Here is a 23,333-nt window from a genome sequence, read left to right on the forward strand (position 1 = left end):
TACGGTGCGGCACCCGTACTTTCGGCCGAGCGGAACCGGGCCCCTCCTCCGATGTGCGGGCCCCCTCCCGACGGCCACGATCGGGGCATGACCACCACCGTGAAACCCCCGGCCCGGGCCGAGTGGACCGTGATCGCCCTCCTGATCGTGCTGAGCGTCGTCCCCCTCATCGCCGGGGCCTTCCGCCTCGGCGAGCTGGCCACCGGCGCGCCGGTCACCGCCGACAACGCCCGTTTCGCCGCCTCGCCCCTGCCCGTCGTGCTGCACATCCTCACCGCGAGCCCCTACTGCCTGTTGGGCGCCTTCCAGTTCTCCTCGACACTGCGCCGCCGACGTCCCCGCTGGCACAGGGCCTCCGGCCGGATACTCGTCCCCCTGGGGCTGATCGCCGCGCTGTCGGGAGTGTGGATGACGCTGTTCTACGCGGTTCCGGCGATCGACACGGGCTTCCTCACTGTGCAGCGGCTGGTGCTCGGGACGGCCATGGCCGCAGCCCTGGTCCTGGGCTTCGTGGCGGCGCGGCGCCGGGAGTTCGCCCGGCACGGCGCCTGGATGATCCGCGCCTACGCGATCGGACAGGGGGCCGGGACGCAGGTGCTGACCCACGTGCCCTGGACACTCCTGGTCGGTGAGTACGACGAGCTCAGCAGGGGTCTGCTCATGGGAGCGGGGTGGGCGATCAACATGGTGGTGGCCGAGTGGGTCATCCACAGGACCCTTCGTCGCCCCCGCGGCGTCCGGCGCGTTCCGGAGCGCTCACCGGGATGAAGGCGGTGGCCGGGTCGTCGGCGGGCACTCCCGGCGGTCCCGACGGGTGCCGGGAGCGCCGGGCCGGGGGAGAGGGGGTTGTCCGGCCGACGCCCGGGCACGCATCGCCCTCAGGGGTTTTCCCGGGGGGCTTCCCGCGGGGACCCGCCCAGGCCGGTCACCCAGTCGAAGGCGTCCGCCACGTCGTGGACGGTGGGCACGCCCCGGGGGCCGGGCGGGCGCCGCACCACCACGACCGGGGCGCCGAGCCGGGCGGCGGCTTCCATCTTCGGCCAGGTGTAGGTTCCCCCGGAGTCCTTCGTGACGAGCACGTCCGCCCGGTGCCCGGCCATCAGCTCCAGCTCACCGTCGAGGCGGTACGGCCCCCGGCTGGTCACCAGCCGCCAGGCGGAGGGGAGTTCGAGTCCGGGCACGTCCACCACCCGGGCCAGGACCGCGCGCCCGCTCAGGGCGGGCACGAGGCGGGCCAGCTCCTGGCGGCCGACCGTCACGAACGGCCGCTCGCCGAGCCCGGCCGCCAGCTCAGCCGCCTCCTCGTGGGTGTCGGCGTGGTGCCAGGCCGGGTCGGGCTCCCACCCCGGCCGCTCCAACCGCAGCAGCGGCAGGTCCGTGCAGGCGGCGGCCGCGTTGGCGGTCATGCCGAGTGCGAAGGGGTGGGTGGCGTCCACGACCGCGTCGTAGTCGGCCAGGGCGGCGCGCAGTCCGGGCACTCCGCCGAACCCGCCGATCCGCACCTTCCCCACCGGCAGGCGCGGCCGGGCCACCCGTCCGGCCAGCGACGTGGTCACGTCCACGCCCGCCCCGACCAGTAGCGCGGCCAGCTCACGGGCCTCGGAGGTGCCGCCCAGCAACAGGAGTCTCATCGCACGCCTTCCCGACCGAGCAGGGCGAGCCCGGCGGGCGCACCCTCGCGGGCCAGCTCCAGCAGCGCGTCGACGTCCAGGTACCGCTCCGCGAGGTCCGCGAGCAGGTCCATGCGCCGCTCGCGCGCGGCGGGGAAGTCCGTCCCGGACGGCCCGTACCCCAGTGTCCGGGCGAGGAAGGCCGCCCGGAAGGCGTCGCCCTCCAGGCTGCCGTGCCACATGGTCCCGAAGACGTTGCCCGAACGCGCCCCGCCCAGGAACTCCTCCGCGCCCCCGCCCACCGTGATCCGGCCGTGGTGGATCTCGTAACCGCTCGCGGGCGCGCCCAGGGCCTCCCCCTCCGGCAGGCGGAGGACCTTGTCGGCGGTGAACTCGGTGCGCACGTCGAGGAGGCCGAGCCCCTCGGCGGATGCCCCGGGGGCGGCCTCGACCCCTTCGGGGTCGGTGACGGTGTGCCCGAGCATCTGGAAGCCGCCGCAGACGCCGAGCAGCGGGCGTCCGCGGCGGACGTGTCCGGTGATCGCCGTGTCCAGTCCGCGCGAGCGCAGCCAGGCCAGGTCGGCGAGGGTGGAACGGGTGCCCGGCAGCACCACGAGGTCGGCGTCGGCGATGTCGCGCGGACCGGAGGCGAAGACCACGTCGAGCCCGGGTTCCAGGCCGAGCGCGTCCACGTCGGTGAAGTTGCTGATCCGGGGCAGGCGCACCACCGCCACCCGCAGCGCCGCCTCCCCGTCGGCCCGCCGTCCCTCCAGGTCGAGGGCGTCCTCGGAGTCCAGCCACAGCCCCGGGTCCCACGGCAGGGTCCCGAACACCCGGCGGCCGGTGATCCGTTCGAGGTCGTCCAGCCCCGGCCGGAGCAGGGCGTGGTCGCCACGGAACTTGTTGACCGCGAAACCGGCGATCAGGGCCTGGTCCTCGGGCTCCAGCAGCGCCACCGTCCCGTACATCGCGGCGAACACCCCGCCCCGGTCGATGTCGCCGACCACGACCACGGGCATCCCCGCGTGGCGGGCCAGGCCCATGTTCACGTAGTCGCCCGCGCGCAGGTTGATCTCGGCGGGGCTGCCCGCGCCCTCGGCGACGACGACGTCGTAGCGTGCGGACAGGTCGTCGAAGGCGGCGTGCGCGGCCTCGGCCAGGTGGCGCCGCCCCGCCTCCCAGTCGGAGGAGGACACCTCCCCGGCGGGGTGGCCGAGCAGGACGGCGTGGCTGCGCCGGTCGCTGCCCGGTTTGAGCAGCACCGGGTTCATCGCGGGTTCGGGGAGGGCGCGGGCGGCCAGCGCCTGCACCCACTGGGCGCGGCCGATCTCCGCCGGGCGCCCGTCCGGGCCGTGGCAGACCATCGAGTTGTTGGACATGTTCTGCGCCTTGTACGGCGCCACCCGCACGCCCCGGCGGGCGAAGGCCCGGCACAGGGCGGTGGTGACCACGCTCTTGCCCGCGTCGGAGGTGGTTCCGGCGACCAGGAGTCCTGTCACTCCGGCCTCCTCAGCAGCGCGGTGTCCATCACCCAGCCCGCCTTCTCCCTGGCCCGCCGCCGCGCCGCCCCGATCTCGGGCAGTACCTCGCCCACGCGTCCGGCGACCAGTTCCTCGGAGTCGGCGCCCAGGTTGGCCCCCCACCAGAGGGACCAGTCCTCCAGGCCCTCGAACCCGTGCCGACCGCCGAGCATGACGACGATGTTGTCCTGCCCCGCCTCGACGGCCTCGCCCAGCCGCCGCGCCGGGGTCACGTGCACCGGACGGCCGACCTCGTGCAGCACGATCCGGTGCCGGGCGGCCAGGACCTGGGGCGCGCTGATCCCGGGCAGCACGTCGTAGTCCACGCCGACGTTCCCGCGCTCGGCGATCCGCGCGACGATGCGCAGGGTGGAGTCGTACAGGGAGGGGTCCCCCCAGACCAGGAAGGCCGCGGTGCCGCCGAGCTCGCCGAGCACCCGCTCGAAGGCGGCCACGCGGGCCTCGTGCCAGTCGGCGACCGCCGCCGGGTAGTCGGCGGGGTCGTCGCGGTCGCGCTCGGGGTCGGGCACCGCCACCAGCGGCAGCCCGAAGGCGTCGCAGACCTCCTGCCGCAGGGCGAACAGGCCGTCGTCGTCCCCCTTGCGGACGGCGACGGCGTAGTCGCAGCCCCGCAGGGCCTCGGCGACCTCGCCGGTGACGTGGTGGGGGCCCATGCCGATCCCCAGGATCCGCACCCTCACTCGGACCGCTCCTCCAGATCCCCCTCGACCTCCAGGTAGACCTCGGTGAGGGCCTCCAGGGTGGCCGGGTCCGGCTCCGCCCACAGCCCGCGCCGTGCGGCCTCGTGCAGGCGCTCGACGATGCCGTGCAGCGCCCAGGGGTTGGAGCGGCGCAGGAACTCCTGGGTCTCGGCGTCCAGGACGTACTCGGCGGCGAGCTTCTCGTACATCCAGTCGTGCACGACCCCGGCCGTGGCGTCGAAGCCGAACAGGTAGTCGACGGTCGCGGCCAGCTCGAAGGCGCCCTTGTAGCCGTGCCGCCGCATGGCCGCGATCCAGCGGGGGTTGACCACCCGGGCCCGGAACACGCGGGCGGTCTCGTCCGCCAGGGGGCGTGTGCGCACCGCGTCGGGCGAGGTGGAGTCGCCGACGTAGGCCTTGGGGTCGGCCCCGCTGAGGGCGCGCACGGTGGCGATCATGCCGCCGTGGTACTGGAAGTAGTCGTCGGAGTCGGCGATGTCGTGCTCGGCGCTGTCGATGTTCTTCGCGGCGACCTTGATCCGGCGGTAGTTGGTCCGCATGTCGTCGGCCGCGGGCACGCCGGCGAGGTCGCGGCCGTACGCGAAACCGCCCCAGGCCGTGTAGACCTCGGCGAGGTCGCGGTCGTCGCGCCAGTTGCCGGACTCCACGACCTGGAGGATGCCCGCGCCGTAGGAGCCGGGGGCGGAGCCGAAGATCCGGGTGGTGGCGCGGCGCCGGTCGCCGTGCTCGGCCAGGTCGGCGTTGGTGTGGGCGCGCACGTAGTTCTGTTCGTCCGGCTCGTCGAGCCCGGCGACGAGGCCGACCGCGTCGTCCAGCATGGCGACCACGTGCGGGAAGGCGTCGCGGAAGAAGCCGGAGATGCGCACCGTGACGTCGATGCGCGGACGCCCCAGCTCCTCCAGCGGCACCACGTGGAGCCGGCCGACCCGCCGGGAGGCCTCGTCCCACTCGGGCCGGACCCCGAGCAGGGCCAGGACCTCGGCGATGTCGTCGCCGGAGGTGCGCATCGCGGAGGTGCCCCACACCGACAGGCCGACCGACTCCGGGTAGGCCCCGGTCTCGTCCAGGTGGCGGCGCAGCAGGGACTCCGCCATGGCCTGGCCGGTCTGCCAGGCGAGCCGGGAGGGGACCGCGCGCGGGTCGACCGTGTAGAAGTTGCGGCCGGTCGGCAGCACGTTGACCAGTCCGCGCAGCGGGGAGCCGGACGGGCCCGCCGGGACGAAACCGCCGTTCAGGGCGTGCAGGACGTGGTCGACCTCGTCGGTGGTGCGGGCCAGCCGGGGCACCACCTGCTCGGCGGCGAACTCCAGCACGCGGCGCACCCCGGGGTCGTCGTGCGCGCTCGCGGCGGCGGCCGGGTCCCACCCGGCGGCCTCCATGCGCTCGACCAGGCCCCGGGCCAGCGCCTCCACCGCGTCGACCTCCTGGGTGGGCGCGTCCTCCTTGAGGCCGAGGGCGGCCCGCAGGCCGGGCACCGCGCCGCCCACGCCTCCCCAGACCTGGGCGGCGCGGAGCACGGACAGGACCAGGTTCACCCGGGCCGTGCCCTCCGGCGCCGCCCCCAGCACGTGCAGGCCGTCGCGGATCTGGGTGTCCTTGATCTCGCACAGCCAGCCGTCGACGTGCAGCAGGAAGTCGTCGAACTCCTCGTCGCCGGGCCGCTCGTCCAGACCGAGGTCGCGGTGCATCTCGGCGGCGCGCATCAGGGCCCAGATCTCGCCGCGGACCGCGGGCAGCTTGGCCGGGTCCATCGCCGCGATGTTGGCGTGCTCGTCGAGGAGCTGTTCCAGGCGCGCGATGTCGCCGTAGCTCTCCGCCCGGGCCATCGGGGGGATGAGGTGGTCGACGACCGTGGCGTGGGCCCGGCGCTTGGCCTGGGCCCCCTCCCCCGGGTCGTTGACCAGGAACGGGTAGACCAGCGGGAGGTCGCCCAGGGCCGCGTCGGTGGCGCAGCCGGCGGAGAGCGCGGCGTTCTTCCCGGGCAGCCACTCCAGGGAGCCGTGCTTGCCCAGGTGCACGACGGCGTGCGCGCCGAACCCGTGCTCCAGCCAGCGGTAGGCCGCCAGGTAGTGGTGGCTGGGGGCCAGGTCGGGGTCGTGGTAGATCGCGATCGGGTTCTCGCCGAAACCGCGCGGGGGCTGGACCAGCACGACGACGTTGCCCGCCCGGAGGGCGGCCAGCACGAGTTCGCCCTGTTCGTTCACGTACAGCTTGCCGGGTGCGGCGCCCCACGCCTCGGTCATCGCCTCCTTCAGCGCCGGGTCCAGGTCCCGGGTCCAGGCGGCGTACTGCTCGGGGGTGATGCGCACGTGGGCCTCGGTGAGCTGGACGGAGGTCAGCCAGTCCTCGTCCTGGCCGCCCGCCGCGATCAGGGCGTGGATCAGGGCGTCGCCCGCCTCGGTCTCGTCGGGCAGGTCCAGGCCGGGAAGGGCGTCGGGCGCGCCCAGGTCGTAGCCCTCCCGGCGCAGGCGGCGCAGCAGGCGCACCAGGGAGCGGGGGGTGTCGAGCCCGACGGCGTTGCCGATGCGCGCGTGCTTGGTGGGATAGGCGGACAGGACCACGGCGATCCGCTTCTCGGCGGGCGGCACGTGCCGGAGCCGGGCGTGGGCGACGGCGGTCCCGGCCAGCCGCGTGCAGCGCTCGGGGTCGGCGACGTAGCGGGGCAGCCCGTCGCTGTCGATCTCCTTGAAGGAGAACGGCACCGTGATGATGCGGCCGTCGAACTCGGGGATGGCGATCTGGGTGGCCGAGTCGAGCGGGGTGACCCCGTCGTCGGAACCCTCCCAGTCCGCGCGTGAGCTGGTCAGGCACAGGCCCTGGAGGACGGGGACGTCCAGGGCGGCCATGCGCTCCACGTCCCAGGCCTCGTCGTCGCCGCCCGCGCTCGCGGACGCGGGCACGCTGCCGCCCGCCGCGAGGACCGTGACCACCAGGGCGTCGAAGCCGCCGAGCGCCTCGTAGAGGTCGTCGGGGGCCGAGCGCAGCGACCCGGCGAAGACGGGGACGCCCACGGCCCGGCCGGTCGCGTCGACGGCGTCGGCCAGGGCGTGCGCGAACGCCGTGTTGCCGCCCGCCTCGTGGGCCCGGTAGTAGAGGATGCCCACCTCGGGGAGTCCCTGGCCGTCCGGCCGCTCGCGCTCGGCGAAGCCCCACGGCGGGAGCGCCGACGGGGGCTCGAACCCCTCCCCGGTCAGCAGCACGGTGTCCGACAGGAAGGCGTGCAGGCGGCCGAGGTTGGCCGGACCGCCCTCGGCCAGGTAGCGGTGGGCCTCGGTCGCCACCCCGATGGGCACGGTGGAGTGCTCCATGAGCTCGGCGCTGGGCTGCTGCTCGCCGCTGAGGACCACCAGGGGCGTGCCCCGCTCGCGGACGGCGGCCAGACCGGGCCACAGGTCGTGCGAGGAGCCCAGCAGGCGCACCACCACGAGGTCGGCGCGCCCGACAGCGGCGGTGAGTTCGGCGTCGGAGGCGCGGGACGGGTTGGCCCACAGGTAGGCGGCGCCGCTGGCCCGCGCGGACAGCAGGTCGGTGTCGGACGTGGACAGCAGAGCGATCCGGACCGTCATGGCCGGGCTCCTCCCTCGGGGTTCTCGCCCCGTCGGCGGTCGGACTGCCCGGGCCAGTGTCTGGCTGCACCCCTCGTCGGGGTGTCACAGTGGCGGAACCGCCCCGGAATCTCACCGGGTTCCTGTACCGCGGGCAAAGGATTCACACTGTAGCCGGGAGCCCCTCCTCCGGTCCCGGCGGGGACGTCAGGAGCGGTCGGCCCGCCCCGGGGGGACGGCGCCCCGGCGCAGGAAGCGGACCACCGGGCCGTCGGCCCCCGGGGTGACCTCGGCCGGGACCCCGTACACCTCTCCGATGAGTTCGGAGGTCAGGACCTCGGAGGGCGTGCCCCCGGCGACCGCCCGGCCCTCCCGGAGCACGACCAGGCGGTCGCAGTACATCGCCGCCAGGTTGAGGTCGTGCAGGGCGATCACGGTGGTCACCGGCAGGCCCGTGACCAGCTCCATCAGGTCGAGCTGGTACTGGATGTCGAGGTGGTTGGTGGGTTCGTCGAGCAGGAGCTCACCGGGTTCCTGGGCCAGGGCCCGGGCGATCTGGGCGCGCTGGCGTTCGCCGCCGGACAGGGTGTGCCAGGACTGGTCGGCCCGGTCCGCCAGTCCGGTGCGCTCCAGCGCCCGCGCCACGGCCTCCAGGTCGGCCGGGGTCATGGGCGTCCAGGACCGGCGGTGCGGGATGCGTCCCAGGGCCACCACCTCGCGGACCGTCAGCTCGGTCTGGGTGTGCGCCTGCTGCTGGACGGTGGCCACCCGCCGTGCCACGGCCCGGCGGCCGACCCGGTCCAGCGGCCGGCCGTCCAGGGTGACCGCCCCGGCGGAGGGGGCGAGCACCCCGGCGAGCAGCCGCAGCAGGGTGGACTTGCCCGACCCGTTGGGTCCCAGCAGGCCGACGGTCTCACCGGGGCGGGTGGCGAGGGTGACGCCGTCGAGCACGAGACGGCCGCCGATCCCGAGGCTGACCCGGTCGGCGCGCAGCCCCTCCCCCGGGGCCCGGACCGGGTGGTTCACGTCTTCCTCCTCACTCGGTACAGCACGGCGACGAAGGCGGGCACCCCGATGAGGGAGGTGACCACCCCCACCGGGATCTCCTGCGGGTCCAGCGCGGTCCGGGCGACCGTGTCCACCCACACCAGGAAGACCGCCCCCGCCAGCGCGGTGACCGGCAGCAGTCGGGCGTGGGAGGAGCCGGTGAGGGCCCGTGCGGCGTGCGGCAGGACCAGGCCCACGAACCCGATCGCGCCCGTGGAGCTGACCAGCACCGCCGTGAGCAGCGCGGTGGCGCTCAGCAGCAGCACGCGGGCCCGCCCCACCCGGACGCCCAGGTTCGCCGCGGCCTCCTCGCCGAAGGCGAAGGCGTCCAGGGTGGTGGTGTGGGCGAGGCAGACGGCGAGCACGAGGCACAGCACCGCGGCGCACAGGAGCACGTCGGTCCATCCGGCGCCGCCGAGGGAGCCCAGCAGCCAGAACAGCACCGCGCGCGTGGTGTCGGCGTCCGCCGAGGTCAGCACGATGAACGAGGTCAGCGCGGAGAACAGCTGCATGGCCGCGACCCCGGACAGCACGACGCGGTCCATGCTCCCGCCGAGGCTGTGGCTGAGCAGCATCACCATGCCGAAGGAGAGCAGGGCGCCCGCGAAGGCCCCCGCCGGGAGCGAGACCGCTCCGGCGCCCCAGCCGAGCACGGTCACGAGGACCGCCCCGGTGGAGGCGCCGGAGGAGACCCCGAGCACGAAGGGGTCCGCCAGCGGGTTGCGGAGCAGGGACTGCATGACCGCGCCGCACACGGCCAGGCCGGCCCCGCAGACCGCGGCGAGCAGGGTGCGGGGCATGCGCAGGTTCCACACGATGCCCTCGCGCAACCGCGTCAGGGGGCTTTCGCCCCACCCGAACCGGGCGGCGGCCGACCTCCAGACCTCGGCGGGGGTGAGGTCGGCGGGCCCGATGGTGACGGCGACCGAGACCGACAGGCCGAGGAGCAGCAGGCCGGAGGTGACGAGCAGCGCCGGGCGCGCACCGCTCAACGGGCGTACCCGAGCTCGCGCAGGCCGTCGGCGACCAGTTCGATGCCCTCGACCGTGCGGATCGAGGGGTTCATCGCCTGGCCGCTGAGCAGGACGTACCGCTCCTCCCGCACGGCGGTGAGGTTGCGGGTGGCCGGGTTGTCCTCCAGGAACTCGATCTTGGCCGCCGCGCTCTCCGCGGTCTGGGAGTCGCGGGTCAGGTCGCCGAGCACGATGACGTCGGGGTCGCGGTCCGCGACGGTCTCCCAGTTGATCTGGGGCCATTCGCTGTGGGTGTCGTCGAAGGCGTTCTTCGCGCCGACGGCCCCGGTGATGGCGCCGGGGGCGCCGCAGCAGCCCGCGAGGTAGGGCGACTGCGCGTTGGCGAACCAGTACATGAGGGAGACGTCCTCGACCTCCAGGTCCTCGGTCGCGGCGTCCACCCGGTCCCGGAGCTCCCCGACGAGCTCCTCCCCGCGTTCCTCCACGCCGAAGATCTCGGCCAGGTCGTGGATCTCGCCGTAGACGGCGTCCAGGGTGAGCGGCTCGCTCCGGGAGCCGTCCCCGCCGCCCTCGTTGTCCTTGCCCGCGGCGCAGTCGGTCGGGGAGACGTACGAGGGCACGCCCAGCTCCTCGAACTGTTCGCGGGTGGCGACCCCGCCGGCGCCGAGTGTGGAGACGAAGGACGCGGTCACGAGGTCGGGCTCGGCCTCCAGGACCCGCTCGAAGGAGGGGTTGTTCTCGGCCAGCCGCGGGATGTCCCCGTTGGCCTCCTCCAATCCCTCCATGATCGGGTCGGTCCAGGTGGCGGTGCCGACCACCTGGTCCTCCAGGCCCAGGGAGAGGAGGATCTCGGTGGTGCCCTGGTTGAGGGAGACCGCCCGCTGCGGGGGCGCGTCGAGGGTGACCTCGTGGCCGCAGTTGTCGACGGTGCGGGGGTAGCCGGACCCGGCGGCCGCTTCGGTGCCGTCGCCGCCCCGGTCGTCCTGCGGGCCGCAGGCGGTGAGGGCGAGGACGGGGGCGAGCAGGAGGGCGAGGGAGGGGAGGGCGGAGGACAGGAGGGCGTGGCGCGACATGGGTATGCCTCAGGTGTCGGGACTCGAACGCGGAGCCTGGCATGGATGCGCCTCCGCGCACTCGACGCGGAGGGGCCAGCAGGTCTTCGGACTCGGGTTCCTCCGGACGGGGTGCCTTCCCAGGGCGGTGCGCGCGGGCGCTTCCGTCCGCGCGCGTGCCCCAGTGGCTCGTGTACCCCGCCCGTCCCCCACACCGCTGCGCGTCAGCTCCGGATTCGCACCGGATTCCCTGACCACCTAGGTGGTACGACTGGCCCCGGAAGGGTACCAAGGGCCCCGCGCGCCCTCCGGGGCGGGCGGGGCCCCGGGCGGCCGCACCGGGGCGGCCGCCCGGGCGACGTGCCGGAACGCCGCCCCCGGGGCCGGGTCACCCGTCGAGGAAGCGAAGCAGCTCCGCGGTGACGAACTCGGGGTTCTCCTCGACGAGCCAGTGCCCCGCGCCCGGCACCTCCACCGCGCGCACGATGTCGGTCATGCGCGTGTCCACGGTGGCCCGGACCGGGTCGAGCTGCCCCTGGGCGGTCATGACCAGGACCGGGACGTCGACCGGTTCCGCTTCCACGGTGTCGCGGACGTCCTCGTCGAGGGTGCGGTAGAGGTCGAAACCGCCGGTGAGGGCCTCGGGCCTGGCGTAGGTCCGCGCGTACTCGTCGATCTCGGCCTCGGTGAACGGGGACCGGTCCGAGGTGCCCCCGAACGCCGTCCCGTTGAAGGAGACCTGGGGGTAGAACAGCGCCAGGTAGTCGCGGACGTCGTCGCCGACCACCGTCTCGGGGATCTCGGGCTGGGAGTGGAAGGCGATGTGCCAGCTCATCGAGCGGTAGGCGGACGCGTCGATCCCGGGCCCGGGGAGCGGCAGGTCGAGGTAGCCGAGGCGTTCGGTGTCCTCGGGGAACCGGGCGGCGTACTGGAAGGCCACCGCGGCTCCGAGGTCGTGCCCGACGACGCCGGCGTCGACCACCCCGAGCTCGTCGGCGATCAGGGTGTGTACGTACCCGGCCAGAGTGGCTTTGTCGTAACCGGTCGGCGAACCGGCGCTGTCGCCCAGTCCGGGGAGGTCGACGGCGTAGACGGTGTGGTGCTCGGCGAGTTCCGGCATGATCGACCACCAGCCGTACCAGGTCTGCGGCCAGCCGTGGATCAGCACCAACGGCGTGCCGCTGCCGCCGGTCACGTAGTGCATGCGGACCCCGTCGACGTCGGCGAACTCGTGCCGGAACGTTCCCTCGAACTCGGGGTCGCCCCGGGTGGCGGCCGCGTAGGGGGGAACCTCCTCCTCGGGGGCCGGCGTGGCGCAGGCCGCGGCGCCGACCATGAGCAGGAGGGCGGCCAGGAGGGCCACCGTCGCCCGCGCGGATCGGAGGAGGCTGCGCGGGAACGGCCGCGGGGTGGTTGTCGGTCCGGGGGCGCGGACGCCGTCCCCGGACGTGGTCGCTTGGTCGGTGCTCACGGGGGCTCTTTCTGTCGAGGTGCGCCCAGTCTCGACAGGATCTCCACTTATGGCACTGAAAATTGCTGTTCCGGCAAGTTGCCCCGGGGCGTGGGCAGGGGCGTACTCCACACCGCGGAGAGGCGGACACAGGGGTCCGGCGGCTGTCGGACGGCGCTCCGGCACACCGGGACCCTGCCCGGTCGCGGGCCGAGGCGGGCACAGGGGCCCGGCCGTCGTCACACGACGGCCGGGCCCCGATCCCTCCGGCGCGGTCGGCCGCGCTCCTGCGGCCGGGCCCGTCCGGGCGGCTAGCCCACGACGCCGATGGGGCAGCTGGTGCCCGTACCGCCGATGCCGCAGTACCCGTTGGGGTTCTTGGCGTCGGACAGGTACTGCTGGTGGTACTCCTCGGCGAAGTAGAAGGCCTTGAGCGGCGCGATCTCGGTGGTGATCGGGCCGTACCCGGCGGCGGTCAGCACCGGCTGGAAGGCGTCGCGCGTGGCCTCGGCGACGGCCTTCTGGGCCTCGTCGTGGTAGTAGATCGCCGAGCGGTACTGGCTGCCGACGTCGTTGCCCTGGCGCAGCCCCTGGGTCGGGTCGTGGCCCTCCCAGAAGGCCTTGAGGACCTCCGGGTAGGTGATCCGACTGGGGTCGAACACCACCCGCACGACCTCGGTGTGCCCGGTCAGGCCGGAGCAGACCTCCTCGTAGGTGGGGTTGGGCGTGTAGCCGCCCGCGTAGCCGACCGCGGTGGTGACGATGCCGCGCTCGGCGCCGAGGCGCCAGAAGATCCGCTCGGCCCCCCAGAAGCAGCCCATCGCCACGTCGGCGATCTCGCTCCCCTCGGGGTAGGGCGGGGTGAGTGGCGTGCCGAGCACGGTGTGCACCGCGTGCACCGGCATCGGGGTGTCCCGGCCGGGCAGGGCACGCGCTGGGTCGACCATGGTCGCTTTTCTCCCGAACATGACCCCAGGCTATCCGCGGCGCGGGCGCGGCGCACGGCCCCGTTCCCGCCTGTGGACGACCCCGCCGCGACCGGGGCGGGCCCCTTCCGGCGGCGCGGAGGACTTCCCTGCGACCGGCCCCGCGCGGGCGCGCTCCCCTCCCCTCCCCGCCCGCGGCCCGGCGTCGAAGGTCTGCCCGGGCGGGCGGTCGATGGCGCCCCCCGACCACCCCGACCACCCCGACCACCCCGACCACCCCGACCACCCCGACCACTGGGAGCATGACCCGTCTCACGAGTCCGGGTATCGCCCGATATGAGGCAGACACGCCCGAGGATTCGTCCTACCATTGCGTACGTGCCGGAATCCAACCGCGGCGTCGCCCTCGGGGCAAGCGCCTTCCTCCTGTGGGGCTTCGCGGCCCTGTACTGGCCGTTCCTCTCCGCCTCCGAACCCAGCGAGATCCTCGCCCACCGCATGGTGTGGGCCCTGCTGGCGATGTGCGTCATCCTCCTGTTCGCCCGCCGGGGCTGGTCCTGGCTCCCCGCCGTGCTCCGCAGCCCCCGGCGCCTCCTGCCCGTCGCCGCCGCGGCCGTCCTGATCTCCCTCAACTGGTGGGGATTCATCTACTCCGTCTCCGTGGAGCAGACCCTCCAGGCCTCCCTGGCGTACTTCATCAACCCCCTGATGTCGGTGTGCCTGGGGGTGCTGCTGTTCTCCGAGCGGCTGCGCACGGCCCAGTGGGTGGCGGTCGGCCTGGGCGTCCTCGCCGTGGCCGTGATGACGGTCGGCTACGGCGTGACGCCGTGGCTCGCGCTGCTCATGGCCTCCTCGTTCGCCGCGTACGGCGCGGTCAAGAAGTACGTCGACCTCGACGGGATGCAGAGCCTGACCGTCGAGACGCTGGTGATGTTCCTGCCGGCGCTGGGCTTCGTGGTCTACCTGGAGGCCACGGGGGCCGGGACCGCGTTCTCGGTGTCGCCCGCCCACACGGCGCTGCTGGTCGGCGGCGGGTTCGTGACCGCCCTGCCCCTGCTGCTCTTCGGCGTGGCCGCCCGCCAGGTGCCCCTGAGCATCATCGGCATGCTCCAGTACATCGCCCCGACCATGATGTTCTTCATCGGCTGGCTCGTCCAGGGCGAGGAGATGCCGCTCGCCCGCTGGATCGGCTTCGCCCTGGTCTGGTCGGCGCTGTGCGTGTTCGCCCTCGACCAGCTGAGCGGCGTCCGCTCACGCTCCCGTGCACGGACCAGGGCCAGGCTGGACCTCATGGCACAGGAGGCCGAACGGGAGAGGGAGCCCGAGAAGCACGCCCGACCGGACAACGAGGAGTGACCCGGACGGATTTCCCCGTTTCGGAGAACACAAACTACCCTGCGTGACACTGTGCTAACGTCAGGTCGCGAACCGGTCACCGTACCGGTTCCGACCAGGCAGCACGTCCCGGAGGGTCCCTCATGCCCCGCACCAGCCAAACGGCCCGCGCCATGCGCGTCGCCTCGGCCGCGTGCTCCATGAGCCCCTCCCTGCTCGGCCTGCCGTTCCTCGTGGGGGCGTTCCTCACCACCCTGTGGCTCTTCGGGGCCTCACCCGTCCACGCGGACGCCCTCGGCGGCGCCCTCGACGGGACCGGGGCCCTCGCGCGGACCGGGACGGGCGCGCTCACCGGGACCGGCGCCGCCCTCGGCGGCACCGGCGCGGACGCGCTGGGGAACGCCGGCGCGCTCGGGCTCGACCGCCCCGGCTCCCTCGACGAGGTCGTCCCGGAGCGGGTCGCCGAACCGGTCTCCCGGACCCTCGGCACCGTCCACCAGGGCCTGGGCCGCCAGGACGGGGACGACGCGGCCGGGCTCCTGGACGACCCCGGCTGGCCGGTGGACGAGCTCCGCGAAGGGGCCCGCCGGGTGGTCGGGGACCTCGACCGGACCCGTCGGGACACCGCCCAGAACCTCCTCTCCCCCGCCGTCGACGCCGTGTCCGGCGTCCAGGAGGCCCCGGCCCCGGGTGGGGCCCGGGCCCGCGAGGGGGAGCCGGAATCCGCCGACCGCGCCCGTGGGCGGAACGGGCGCCATGACGCCCCGTCCGCCTCCGCCGGGACCCCCGGCGGGCACGGGCCCGTGTACGCCTTCGCACCGTCCGCCGCACCCGCCGTCGAGGTCCCCTCCGCCGAGGCGGACGGGGAGCCCGGCGACACCGGCGCCTCCTCCGCGACGGCGCCCTCCGCCCAGCTGGCCACCGGCTCCGCCGCGCCCGCGGGCGGCGCCGCCCCCGCGGTCGCCGGCTACCTGACGGCCCCGCCCGTCACCGCTCCCGCGGCCTCCGCCGTGCTCCTGGCCTCCCGCTCGCTGCACCCCGTGCCGAGCGGTCCCAGCGACGACCCCACCGTCTCCCCCGACTAGGGCGGTCCCACCGCGCGGTGTCCCTTTCCCGCGCGCGGACCGTTCCCAGCGCGGCGTCCCCGCCGCACCTCCTGGGAGCTGACCTGAGTCCCGTGCCGCCGTTCACGTGATTCATGTCAGCCGGTGGTCCACCTCCGGCCCAGGTCGTCGGCGCCCCGGGCGCACGGCTTCCACGAATGCACCGACCACAGCTTCCGGAAGGAATTCCATGACGCAGGCCAAGCGAATCTCAGCCAGGGCCGTCCTGCTCGCCGCGGGCACCGCGGGCTTCGTCGCCCTCGGCGCCGGGATCGCGGGCGCCGAGGGACTCGACTCCCCCGTCCGCGAGATCACGCCGCTCGTCGAGCGGGCCCTGGTGGAGGGCGTCGCCCCCACCGTGAACAGCCTGGCCCCCGGAGGGGTCGGCCCCATCGCGGGCACCGCCCTGTCCGAGCTCCAGGACAGCGCGCACAACCCGGACCGGCCCGCCCCCGACCTCTCCGCGCCGCTGCCCCGGGGCACGGACGTCGCCACCCCGGTCGGGACCGTCCCCAACCCCGTCCCCGCCCTGGCCGACACCGTGTCCGGCGCCCAGGACGCCACGGGGCTGGACGGGAACCCCCACGACACCGTCGGCCACACCGCGGGCGCCGTCGTGGAGGAGCGCGCCGTGGCGGCCGGGGGGGTGCTGGAGGACACCGCGCGGGGCGTCGGGTCCGAGGCCGAGGCGACCCTCGTCGAGGTGGTGCCGCACACCGTGGAGGCCACCTACGCCCTGCGCGACCGGATCGAGCTGCCGGGCACGCGCGAACTCACCACGCTGCCGCAGGCCGCCGAGCTGCCCGACCCCTCGGACCTGACCGCCCTGACCGGGAACGGGAGCATCGTCCTGGACGAGGTCGTGGCCCCGCTGGGCCGGGGCACCGTCCGGCAGAGCGCCCCCGTGGAGCCCCTGGCCGGCCTGACCGACACCGTGTTCTCCGCCCCCGAGGGCACGACCGTCCTGGGGCTGGGCGGCCCGCTGGCCGACGCCGGCGTGCCCCGCATCACGGGCACCGGCATCGCCCCGGTGGACGAGGCGCTGCCGCAGGCCGCCGAGGCCCTTCCGCAGGCCGCCGCCGACACGGGCCTGCCCACCCTGGTGGAGGGCGCGAACACGGAGACCGCGGAGGAGCTCGTGGCGAGCCTGGGCCGGGGCACCGACCTGCTGAACGACATCGACACCAGCGACATCGTGTCGATCGACGGGGGGACCAAGGAGCAGGAGGTCCCCGCGAACATGGTCCAGCACCCGACCTTCACCCAGCTGCCGGGCTCCGAGGCGCTTCCCGTCATCAGCTAGCGGGCCGTCCGGGACGGTGACCGGTGCGACCCGAGGGGGACCTGCCCCGACGGACCAGGACCTGCGGACGGGCTCGACGCCCTGCGGGCCGCGGGTACGGGGGACGTTGCCGAGAGGGGCGGGTCTGGGAACCCCTCGGGCCACCGCGCCGCCCGACCGGACCGCTCGACCGCCGGCGCCGTCCCCTCCCGGGGCGGCGCCGCGCCGCGTCCGGCCTCCGATGGGGCCGGGGTCACGGGGGGGGCGGCCGCCCGGCGTCCCGGTGTCAGCCGGAGCGCTCGACCACGTAGTCGCAGAGCGCCTCGAAGGCGTTCCTGGCCGGTCCCTCCGGGAGCGTGGCCAGCTCTCCGCGGGACTTGTCGGCCCAGCCCCTCAGGGTGGCCTCCGCCTCCGCCATGGCCGGGTGGACGCGCAGCAGCTTGAGCGCCTCCTCGGCCTCCTCGTCGCCCAGCGGGCGGCCGAGGAGCGACCGGAGCCGCGCGTCGGCGGGGTCCTGCGAGCGCAGCGCGTAGAACATCGGCAGTGTGAGCACGCCCTCGCGCAGGTCCGTGCCCGGCGTCTTGCCGGAGTCGGTGCTCTCGCTGGCGACGTCCAGGATGTCGTCGGAGAGCTGGAAGGCCATGCCGAGCGCGTCGCACGCCCGGGTGAGGGTCCCGATGGTCTCCGGGTCGACCTTGCCGAACATGCCGCCGAACTCCGCCGAGGAGGCGATGAGCGAGGCGGTCTTGTCGCTGATGACCCGCAGGTAGTGGTCCAGGGGGTCGGTGCCCTCGCTGGGTCCGGAGGTCTCCAGGATCTGGCCCTGGACGAGGCGGCCGAAGGTGACCGCCTGGAGCCGGACGGCCTCGGTGCCCAGGTCGGCGAGCATCTCGGAGGCCTTGGCGAACACGTAGTCGCCGGTGAGGATGGCGATGCTGTTGCCCCAGCGCTGGTTGGCGCTGGGCTCGCCCCGGCGCATCTCCGCCTCGTCCATGACGTCGTCGTGGTAGAGGGTGGCCACGTGGGTCAGCTCCACGACGGACGCGGCGGGGATGAGGTCGGGGACCGTGGGGTCGCCGAAGTGGGCCGCGAGGAGCACGAGGGTGGCCCGGAACCGCTTGCCGCCCGCGGCGAGCAGGTGGGACGCCGCCTCGGACAGCAGGGGGTCACTGGAGGCCACAGAGTCCCGGAGCAGGTCCTCGACCTTCTCGAGGTTGTCCTGGACCTCCCGGGCGAGGGTCGGGTCGACTCTCGGCAGAGCGAGAAACCCGCTCGGGACAGCACCGCTCACCGTAAAGCTCCACCTGTTGAACGGGCACGTCGGCGGCCTCTCGGGGAGACCCTCGGAAGGAGGCCCGGGGGCCGCCGCGTGCTCAGCACATGAACATGATCCGACTTGCCACGGTATCCGACCCGGAATGCTCAGCCAAAGCCACACCCGGGTACACGGCGGCCGGATCCGGATCACCCGGGTTTCACGGGCGATCCGGATCTCTGACCAGCGGTGTTCACCCGTCGGTGTCCGTGGAGGCCTGGTCCACCATGACGGCGACCGGTTCCGGGCCCGTCTCGGAGGACGGCAGCAGGTGGTCCAGCACCGGACCGGGGTACAGGCCGAGGAGCAGCGTGGCCGCCACCCCGATCGTGATGACCCCGCCGGTGGCCGCGCCCGCGCGCACCACGGTCGGGCCGTCGCCCTCCGGATCCCGGAAGAACATCACAACGATGATCCGCACGTAGAAGAACGCGGTCACCGCGCTGCTGAGCACGCCCACGACCACCAGGGGCGTGGCCCCGGCCGCGACCGCCGCCTCGAACACCGCGAACTTGCCGATGAAACCGCTGGTCAGCGGGATACCGGCGAAGGCCAGCAGGAACAGGGCGAGCGCACCGGCGAGCGCCGGGGAGCGGCGTCCGAGCCCGGCCCACCGCTCCAGGTCGCCGAGCTCCTGCCCGCCGTCCTTGGTGCGCACCAGGGTCACCACCGCGAACGCGCCCAGGGTCGTGAACCCGTAGGCCGCCAGGTAGAACATGGCGCCCGCGAGCCCGTCGGTGCTGTTGGCCACGACCGCCGTCAGGATGAACCCGGCGTGCACGACCGACGAGTACGCCAGCAGGCGCTTGATGTCCCGCTGGGTGACGGCGATGACCGCGGCGGCCACCATCGTCAGCACCGCGACCGCCCACAGCATCGGCTCCCAGCTGGCCGCCGAGGTGCCGAACGGCACGAAGAACACCCGCAGCAGGGCGCCGAACGCGGCGACCAGCGTGCAGGAGGCCATCAGCGCGGTGATGGGGGTCGGGGCGCCCTGGTAGACGTCGGGCTTCCAGTTGTGGAAGGGGACGGCGCCGACCTTGAACAGCAGTCCGATGGCGACGAGACCGATGCCCATCAGCAGGAGCGGTTCGCCGTCGCCCCCCTCGCCCTGGAAGATCTCGGCCCCGCCGGCCTCCACGGCCGCCCTGATCGTGCCGAAGTTCACCGATCCGGCGTACCCGTAGACGAGGGCGATGCCGAACAGGAAGAACGCCGACGAGAACGCGCCGAGCAGGAAGTACTTGACCGCGGCCTCCTGGGAGAACAGGCGCCGCCGCCTCGCGAGCCCGCACAGCAGGTACAGCGGGAGGCTCATGACCTCCAGGGCGATGAACATCGTCAGGAAGTCGTTCGAGGCGGGGAACATCAGCATCCCCAGCACGGCGAACATGACCAGCGGGTACACCTCGGTGTGCTGGGAGCCCGCCAGGATGTGCGCGCGCTCCTCCTCGCTGCCGGGGACGGTGGCGGCCTGGGCGGCGAACGCGTCCCGGCCGTCCCGGTTCTCGGCGATGAGCAGCAGGCTGATCAGCGCGAGCACGGTGATGGTGCCCTGGAAGAAGATCACCGTCCGGTCCACGGCGAGCACGCCGGCGGCGACGGTCACCCCGGCCTGGCCCTCGGGGAGGGTGCCGATCTGGAGCACGAGCAGCACGAACGCGGCCAGCAGCGCGAGCGCCGCCAGCCCGATCTGGAGGCGGCGCCTGCGCCTGGCCGGCACGAACGCCTCGAACAGCACGCCCAGGACGCCCGCCGCGAACAGCGTGAGCAGCGGGGCGAGCAGCCACCAGTTGATCTCCGGCGGTCCCTCGGTGACGACGGGGAGGTCCATGTGGGGGATCACTCCTCGCCTCCTTCCTCAGAGGCCCCGTCCGCCCCGGCGCCCGCGGTGTCGGCGGTCCCGACCTCCACGGTGCGCTCGACGGCGGGGTTGATCACGTTGAGCAGGGGCTGGGGGTAGAGGCCGAACGCGATGATGAGCGCGAGCAGCGGGGCGACCGCCCACATCTCGCGCCCGGACAGGTCCCGCAGTCCGGACAGCCGGGCCGGGGTCTCGCCGGTCATGGTGCGCTGGTACATCCACAGGATGTAGAGCGCGGCCAGGACGACGCCGGACGCGGCGATGACCGCGGGGGCGGGGTGGAACGCGTACACCCCGACGAACACGAGGAACTCGCTGACGAACGGGGCGAGGCCGGGCAGCGCCAGGCCCGCGAGGCCGGCGACCAGGAACACCCCGGCGAGCTTGGGCGCGACCTTCTGGACGCCGCCGTAGTCCTCGATGAGCGACGAGCCGCGCCGCGCGACGAGGAAGCCCACGACGAGGAACAGCGCGCCGGTCGCGAACCCGTGGTTGACCATGTAGAGGGCGGCTCCGGCCTGCGCCTGCGGCGTCAGGGCGAAGATGCCCAGGGTGATGAACCCGAAGTGGGACACGGACGTGTACGCCACCAGGCGCATCATGTCGCTCTGCCCGATGGCGAGGATCGCGCCGTAGACGATGCTCACCAGGCTCAGTGCGACCACCGGCCACACGAACCACGAGACCGCGGACGGGAACAGCTCCAGGCAGTAGCGGAGCATGCCGTAGGTGCCGACCTTGTCGAGCACGCCGACGAGCAGCACGGCGGTGCCGGGGCGCGAGGCCCCCGCCGCCGAGGGCAGCCAGGTGTGCACGGGCCACATCGGCGCCTTGATGGCGAAGGCGATGAAGAAGCCGAGGAAGAGCCACCGCGCGGTGCCCGGGTCGACCGCCGCGAGGGCGCTGCCCTCGCCCACGAGGTCGGTCCACAGGAAGGTCCCGCCGATGACGTACACGCCGATCACCGCGACCAGCATGATCAGCCCGCCGGCGAGGCTGTACAGCAGGAACTTGACGGCCGCCTTGGCCCTGTCCTCACCTCGCCCGTACCGGCCGATCATGAAGTAGACCGGGATGAGCATGGCCTCGAAGAACACGTAGAACAGGAACACGTCGGTGGCCGCGAAGACACCGATCATCATGGCTTCGAGCACCAGGATGAGCGCGAAGTAGCCGCGTCCGCCGTCCTCCCTGTCCTCGTTCTCGTTCCAGGCCGCGAGGATGACGAGCGGCACCAGGACCGCCGACATCAGGATCAGCGTCAGCGCGATCCCGTCGACGCCGAGCGCGAAGTGGACGCCGAAGCGCGGGATCCAGGGGTAGACCTCCTCGAACTGGAGGCCGCCCGCCGCGGACGTGTCGAACCTCAGCGCCATGGCGGCGAGGACGACGAGGGTGAGCACCGAGAAGCCGAGCGCGACCCGCTTGGCGGTCCCGGCGGGCGACCCGGCGGCCCCCGCGGCGGTGGCCGCCGGGGCCCTGGTGGCCGTGGCCGCAGCGGCCCCGGCCGTGGCCGCGGCGCCCGCGGAGGCCTCCGCGGGGGCGGCGGCCTGTGACGTCTTCACGCGCGGCAGCGCCCAGATGACGGCCGCGCCGATCACGGGGAGCGCGATCGCGATAGTGAGCCAGGGGATCATTGTCTAGAACCTCACAGCCAGCGTCGCGGCGACGATGACGGCGCCGAGGAGCATCGTGAGCGCGTACGTCCGGGCGAAGCCGGTCTGCGCCCTGCCCAGTCCGCGGGAGGAGTCGCGCACACCCGTGCCGAGCCCGTTGACCGCGCCGTCGATGATCTTGTCCTCGACCACGAGCAGGACCTTGGTCAGGACCTGTCCGGGCCGCATCAGCAGGCCTTCGTTGATCTGGTTTCCGTACAGCTCCTCACGCGCGAAGGCGGTGACGAGGTTGGCCTTGGGCGCGGTCCTCGCCACCGGCCTGCGCAGGTAGACCACCCAGGCGAGGGCCACACCGCCCGCCATCACGGCCAGGGCCGCGATCCCGTAGGGGGCGGTGAACGCGTGCGCCACGTCGAAGTGGTGCGGGTGGGCCCCGATGCTCGGGGCCAGGAAGTTCGCGAACCGGTCGCCGAGGGTCATGAACGCGCCCAGGGCGACGGAGCCGATCGCCAGCACCACCATGGGAGCGGTCATGCTGACCGGCGACTCGTGCGGGTGCACGCCCTCCTCCCAGCGCTTCTCGCCGAAGAAGGTCATGAAGACCATCCGCGACATGTAGAAGGCGGTGAGCGCGGCGCCGACGATGACGGCGGTGCCGAGGACCAGGCCCCGGGTGCCGCCGACGCCGAAGGCCGCGGAGATGATGCTCTCCTTGGTCCACCAGCCGGACAGCAGCGGGAACCCGATGATGGCGAGGTAGCCGAGGCCGAAGGTCGCGAACGTGACCGGCATGGCCTTGCGGAGCGCCCCGTACCGGCGCATGTCCACGCCGTCGTTCATGGCGTGCATGACCGATCCGGCGCCGAGGAACAGCCCGGCCTTGAAGAAGCCGTGCGTGACCAGGTGGGCGATGGCGGCCACGTAGCCGACGGGGCCGAGCCCGGCGGCGAGGACCATCATGCCGATCTGGCTCATCGTGGACCCGGCGAGGGACTTCTTGATGTCGTCCTTGGCCGAGGCGATGATCCCGCCCGCGATCATGGTCGCGGCGCCCACGACGGTGACGACCGTCTGGGCGACGGGCGCGGCCTCGAAGACCGGCCCGGCGCGCACGATGAGGTACACGCCCGCGGTGACCATGGTGGCCGCGTGGATGAGCGCGGACACCGGGGTGGGGCCCTCCATGGCGTCGAGGAGCCAGGCCTGGAGGGGGAGCTGCGCGGACTTGCCGCACGCGCCGAGGAGCAGCAGCAGCCCGACGGCGAGCAGGACGCCGTCGCCGGCCCCGGGGACGGCCGCGAACACGTCGCTGAAGCTGACCGCGCCCAGCGCCGTGAACATGATCATGATGGCGACCAGCAGGCCGATGTCGCCGACCCGGTTGATCAGGAACGCCTTCTTGGCGGCGGTGGCCGCGGTCGGCTTGTACTGCCAGAACCCGATGAGCAGGTAGGACGCGAGGCCGACGCCCTCCCAGCCGAGGAACAGCAGGACGAAGTTGTCCGCGAGCACCAGCACGAGCATGGCGGCGACGAACAGGTTGAGGTAGGCGAAGAACCGCCGTTTGCCGGGGTCCTCGGACATGTAGCCGAGGGAGTAGATGTGGATCAGGGAGCCGACGAAGGTGATCAGCAGGACGAAGCTGATCGAGAGCGGGTCGACCAGGAGGTCCACCCCGGCGGAGAAGTCGCCGACGGCGAACCACTGGTAGACGGGGACGGCGACGCTGCGGGCGTCGGCGCCCCGGCCCAGGAGGTCGAACAGGGCCAGGAGCGCCCAGGCGAAGGCGGCGACCGGGAGGGCCGTGGCCAGCCAGGGCCCCCACTTGTCGGTTCGCCTCCCCCCGAGCAGCAGGATCGCCGCGCCCGCGAGCGGCAGGGCGATCAGCAGCCAGGCGTTCGACAGCACCGCGCTGTCGGCGGCGGTCGCCACCGCGGGTTCGGCGGCGAGGTACGCGTGAGATGTCACTGCC

The 23,333-nt window shown here is 73.7% G+C and carries 17 protein-coding genes and 2 riboswitches; of the genes, 4 read left to right on the forward strand and 13 right to left on the reverse strand.

Going from position 1 to position 23,333, the window contains the following annotated elements:
* The first annotated feature begins 87 nt into the window (after window positions 1-87).
* Window positions 88-768 carry a DUF2306 domain-containing protein gene (locus tag ACWGL3_RS02560; protein WP_267946769.1) on the forward strand — a complete coding sequence of 227 codons (681 nt, stop codon included), beginning with the start codon at window positions 88-90 and terminating at the stop codon, window positions 766-768.
* Between the two features lie 110 nt (window positions 769-878).
* Here the strand turns inward: ACWGL3_RS02560 and ACWGL3_RS02565 are convergent, their stop codons facing one another.
* From ACWGL3_RS02565 to msrA, 9 genes are all read right to left on the reverse strand, one after another.
* Window positions 879-1,631 carry a cobalt-precorrin-6A reductase gene (locus ACWGL3_RS02565; protein WP_452460702.1) on the reverse strand — a complete coding sequence of 251 codons (753 nt, stop codon included), beginning with the start codon at window positions 1,629-1,631 and terminating at the stop codon, window positions 879-881.
* On the reverse strand, window positions 1,628-3,109 hold the full coding sequence (locus ACWGL3_RS02570) for a cobyric acid synthase (RefSeq protein WP_452460703.1): 1,482 nt from the start codon (window positions 3,107-3,109) through the stop codon (window positions 1,628-1,630). Before ACWGL3_RS02570 ends, ACWGL3_RS02565 begins: the two co-directional genes overlap by 4 nt.
* A complete protein-coding gene (gene cobF / locus ACWGL3_RS02575) occupies window positions 3,106-3,831 on the reverse strand; it encodes a precorrin-6A synthase (deacetylating) (protein WP_267946772.1) in 726 nt (241 codons plus the stop codon). Before cobF ends, ACWGL3_RS02570 begins: the two co-directional genes overlap by 4 nt.
* On the reverse strand, window positions 3,828-7,418 hold the full coding sequence (gene cobN / locus ACWGL3_RS02580) for a cobaltochelatase subunit CobN (RefSeq protein WP_452460704.1): 3,591 nt from the start codon (window positions 7,416-7,418) through the stop codon (window positions 3,828-3,830). The genes cobF and cobN overlap by 4 nt, the downstream gene beginning before the upstream one ends.
* A gap of 34 nt (window positions 7,419-7,452) precedes the next feature.
* Window positions 7,453-7,590, reverse strand: a riboswitch (cobalamin riboswitch).
* Window positions 7,591-7,604: 14 nt separating this feature from the next.
* Window positions 7,605-8,423, reverse strand: coding sequence for an ABC transporter ATP-binding protein (locus ACWGL3_RS02585; protein ID WP_267946774.1), 819 nt, complete (start codon window positions 8,421-8,423; stop codon window positions 7,605-7,607).
* Complete coding sequence (locus tag ACWGL3_RS02590) at window positions 8,420-9,436, reverse strand: FecCD family ABC transporter permease (protein WP_267946775.1); 1,017 nt, start codon at window positions 9,434-9,436, stop codon at window positions 8,420-8,422. The genes ACWGL3_RS02585 and ACWGL3_RS02590 overlap by 4 nt, the downstream gene beginning before the upstream one ends.
* Window positions 9,433-10,491, reverse strand: coding sequence for an ABC transporter substrate-binding protein (locus tag ACWGL3_RS02595; protein WP_452460705.1), 1,059 nt, complete (start codon window positions 10,489-10,491; stop codon window positions 9,433-9,435). The genes ACWGL3_RS02590 and ACWGL3_RS02595 overlap by 4 nt, the downstream gene beginning before the upstream one ends.
* 60 nt (window positions 10,492-10,551) lie before the next feature.
* Window positions 10,552-10,761, reverse strand: a riboswitch (cobalamin riboswitch).
* 97 nt (window positions 10,762-10,858) lie between these two features.
* On the reverse strand, window positions 10,859-11,941 hold the full coding sequence (locus tag ACWGL3_RS02600; protein WP_452460706.1) for an alpha/beta fold hydrolase: 1,083 nt from the start codon (window positions 11,939-11,941) through the stop codon (window positions 10,859-10,861).
* Window positions 11,942-12,231: 290 nt separating this feature from the next.
* The gene (msrA, locus tag ACWGL3_RS02605) at window positions 12,232-12,888 is read right to left on the reverse strand and encodes a peptide-methionine (S)-S-oxide reductase MsrA (RefSeq protein WP_344177210.1); all 657 of its coding nucleotides are present in this window, start codon (window positions 12,886-12,888) and stop codon (window positions 12,232-12,234) included.
* A 336-nt stretch (window positions 12,889-13,224) separates the two neighbouring features.
* On the opposite strand from msrA, the gene rarD reads away from it, so the two are divergent.
* From rarD to ACWGL3_RS02620, 3 genes are all read left to right on the forward strand, one after another.
* A complete protein-coding gene (rarD, locus tag ACWGL3_RS02610; protein ID WP_267946779.1) occupies window positions 13,225-14,202 on the forward strand; it encodes an EamA family transporter RarD in 978 nt (325 codons plus the stop codon).
* A 122-nt stretch (window positions 14,203-14,324) separates the two neighbouring features.
* Window positions 14,325-15,266 carry a flagellar associated protein gene (locus ACWGL3_RS02615; protein WP_452460707.1) on the forward strand — a complete coding sequence of 314 codons (942 nt, stop codon included), beginning with the start codon at window positions 14,325-14,327 and terminating at the stop codon, window positions 15,264-15,266.
* 208 nt (window positions 15,267-15,474) lie between these two features.
* Complete coding sequence (locus ACWGL3_RS02620; protein ID WP_452460708.1) at window positions 15,475-16,587, forward strand: hypothetical protein; 1,113 nt, start codon at window positions 15,475-15,477, stop codon at window positions 16,585-16,587.
* Between the two features lie 265 nt (window positions 16,588-16,852).
* Here ACWGL3_RS02620 and ACWGL3_RS02625 read toward each other — a convergent pair whose 3' ends face one another.
* The 4 genes from ACWGL3_RS02625 to nuoL all read right to left on the reverse strand — a co-directional run bounded on the left by ACWGL3_RS02625 (window position 16,853) and on the right by nuoL (window position 23,329).
* Window positions 16,853-17,857, reverse strand: coding sequence for a polyprenyl synthetase family protein (locus ACWGL3_RS02625; protein ID WP_267946782.1), 1,005 nt, complete (start codon window positions 17,855-17,857; stop codon window positions 16,853-16,855).
* 217 nt (window positions 17,858-18,074) lie between these two features.
* Window positions 18,075-19,727: an NADH-quinone oxidoreductase subunit NuoN gene (nuoN, locus tag ACWGL3_RS02630; RefSeq protein WP_378553482.1), complete on the reverse strand. Its 1,653-nt coding sequence runs from the start codon at window positions 19,725-19,727 to the stop codon at window positions 18,075-18,077.
* On the reverse strand, window positions 19,724-21,382 hold the full coding sequence (locus ACWGL3_RS02635; protein WP_267946783.1) for an NADH-quinone oxidoreductase subunit M: 1,659 nt from the start codon (window positions 21,380-21,382) through the stop codon (window positions 19,724-19,726). Before ACWGL3_RS02635 ends, nuoN begins: the two co-directional genes overlap by 4 nt.
* Before the next feature lie 3 nt (window positions 21,383-21,385).
* Entirely contained in the window at window positions 21,386-23,329 is a 1,944-nt protein-coding gene (gene nuoL, locus ACWGL3_RS02640) for an NADH-quinone oxidoreductase subunit L (protein WP_267950533.1), read from the reverse strand.
* Window positions 23,330-23,333 lie beyond the last annotated feature (4 nt).

It is taken from the genome of Nocardiopsis sp. NPDC055824, assembly GCF_053616335.1.

Coding starts and splice junctions, on each gene's coding strand:
- ACWGL3_RS02560 (WP_267946769.1), top strand. CDS start 88: ATGACCACCACCGTGAAACCCCCGGCCCGGGCCGAGTGGACCGTGATC.
- ACWGL3_RS02565 (WP_452460702.1), bottom strand. CDS start 1,631: ATGAGACTCCTGTTGCTGGGCGGCACCTCCGAGGCCCGTGAGCTGGCC.
- cobN (WP_452460704.1), bottom strand. CDS start 7,418: ATGACGGTCCGGATCGCTCTGCTGTCCACGTCCGACACCGACCTGCTG.
- ACWGL3_RS02595 (WP_452460705.1), bottom strand. CDS start 10,491: ATGTCGCGCCACGCCCTCCTGTCCTCCGCCCTCCCCTCCCTCGCCCTC.
- msrA (WP_344177210.1), bottom strand. CDS start 12,888: ATGTTCGGGAGAAAAGCGACCATGGTCGACCCAGCGCGTGCCCTGCCC.
- ACWGL3_RS02615 (WP_452460707.1), top strand. CDS start 14,325: ATGCCCCGCACCAGCCAAACGGCCCGCGCCATGCGCGTCGCCTCGGCC.
- ACWGL3_RS02620 (WP_452460708.1), top strand. CDS start 15,475: ATGACGCAGGCCAAGCGAATCTCAGCCAGGGCCGTCCTGCTCGCCGCG.
- ACWGL3_RS02635 (WP_267946783.1), bottom strand. CDS start 21,382: ATGATCCCCTGGCTCACTATCGCGATCGCGCTCCCCGTGATCGGCGCG.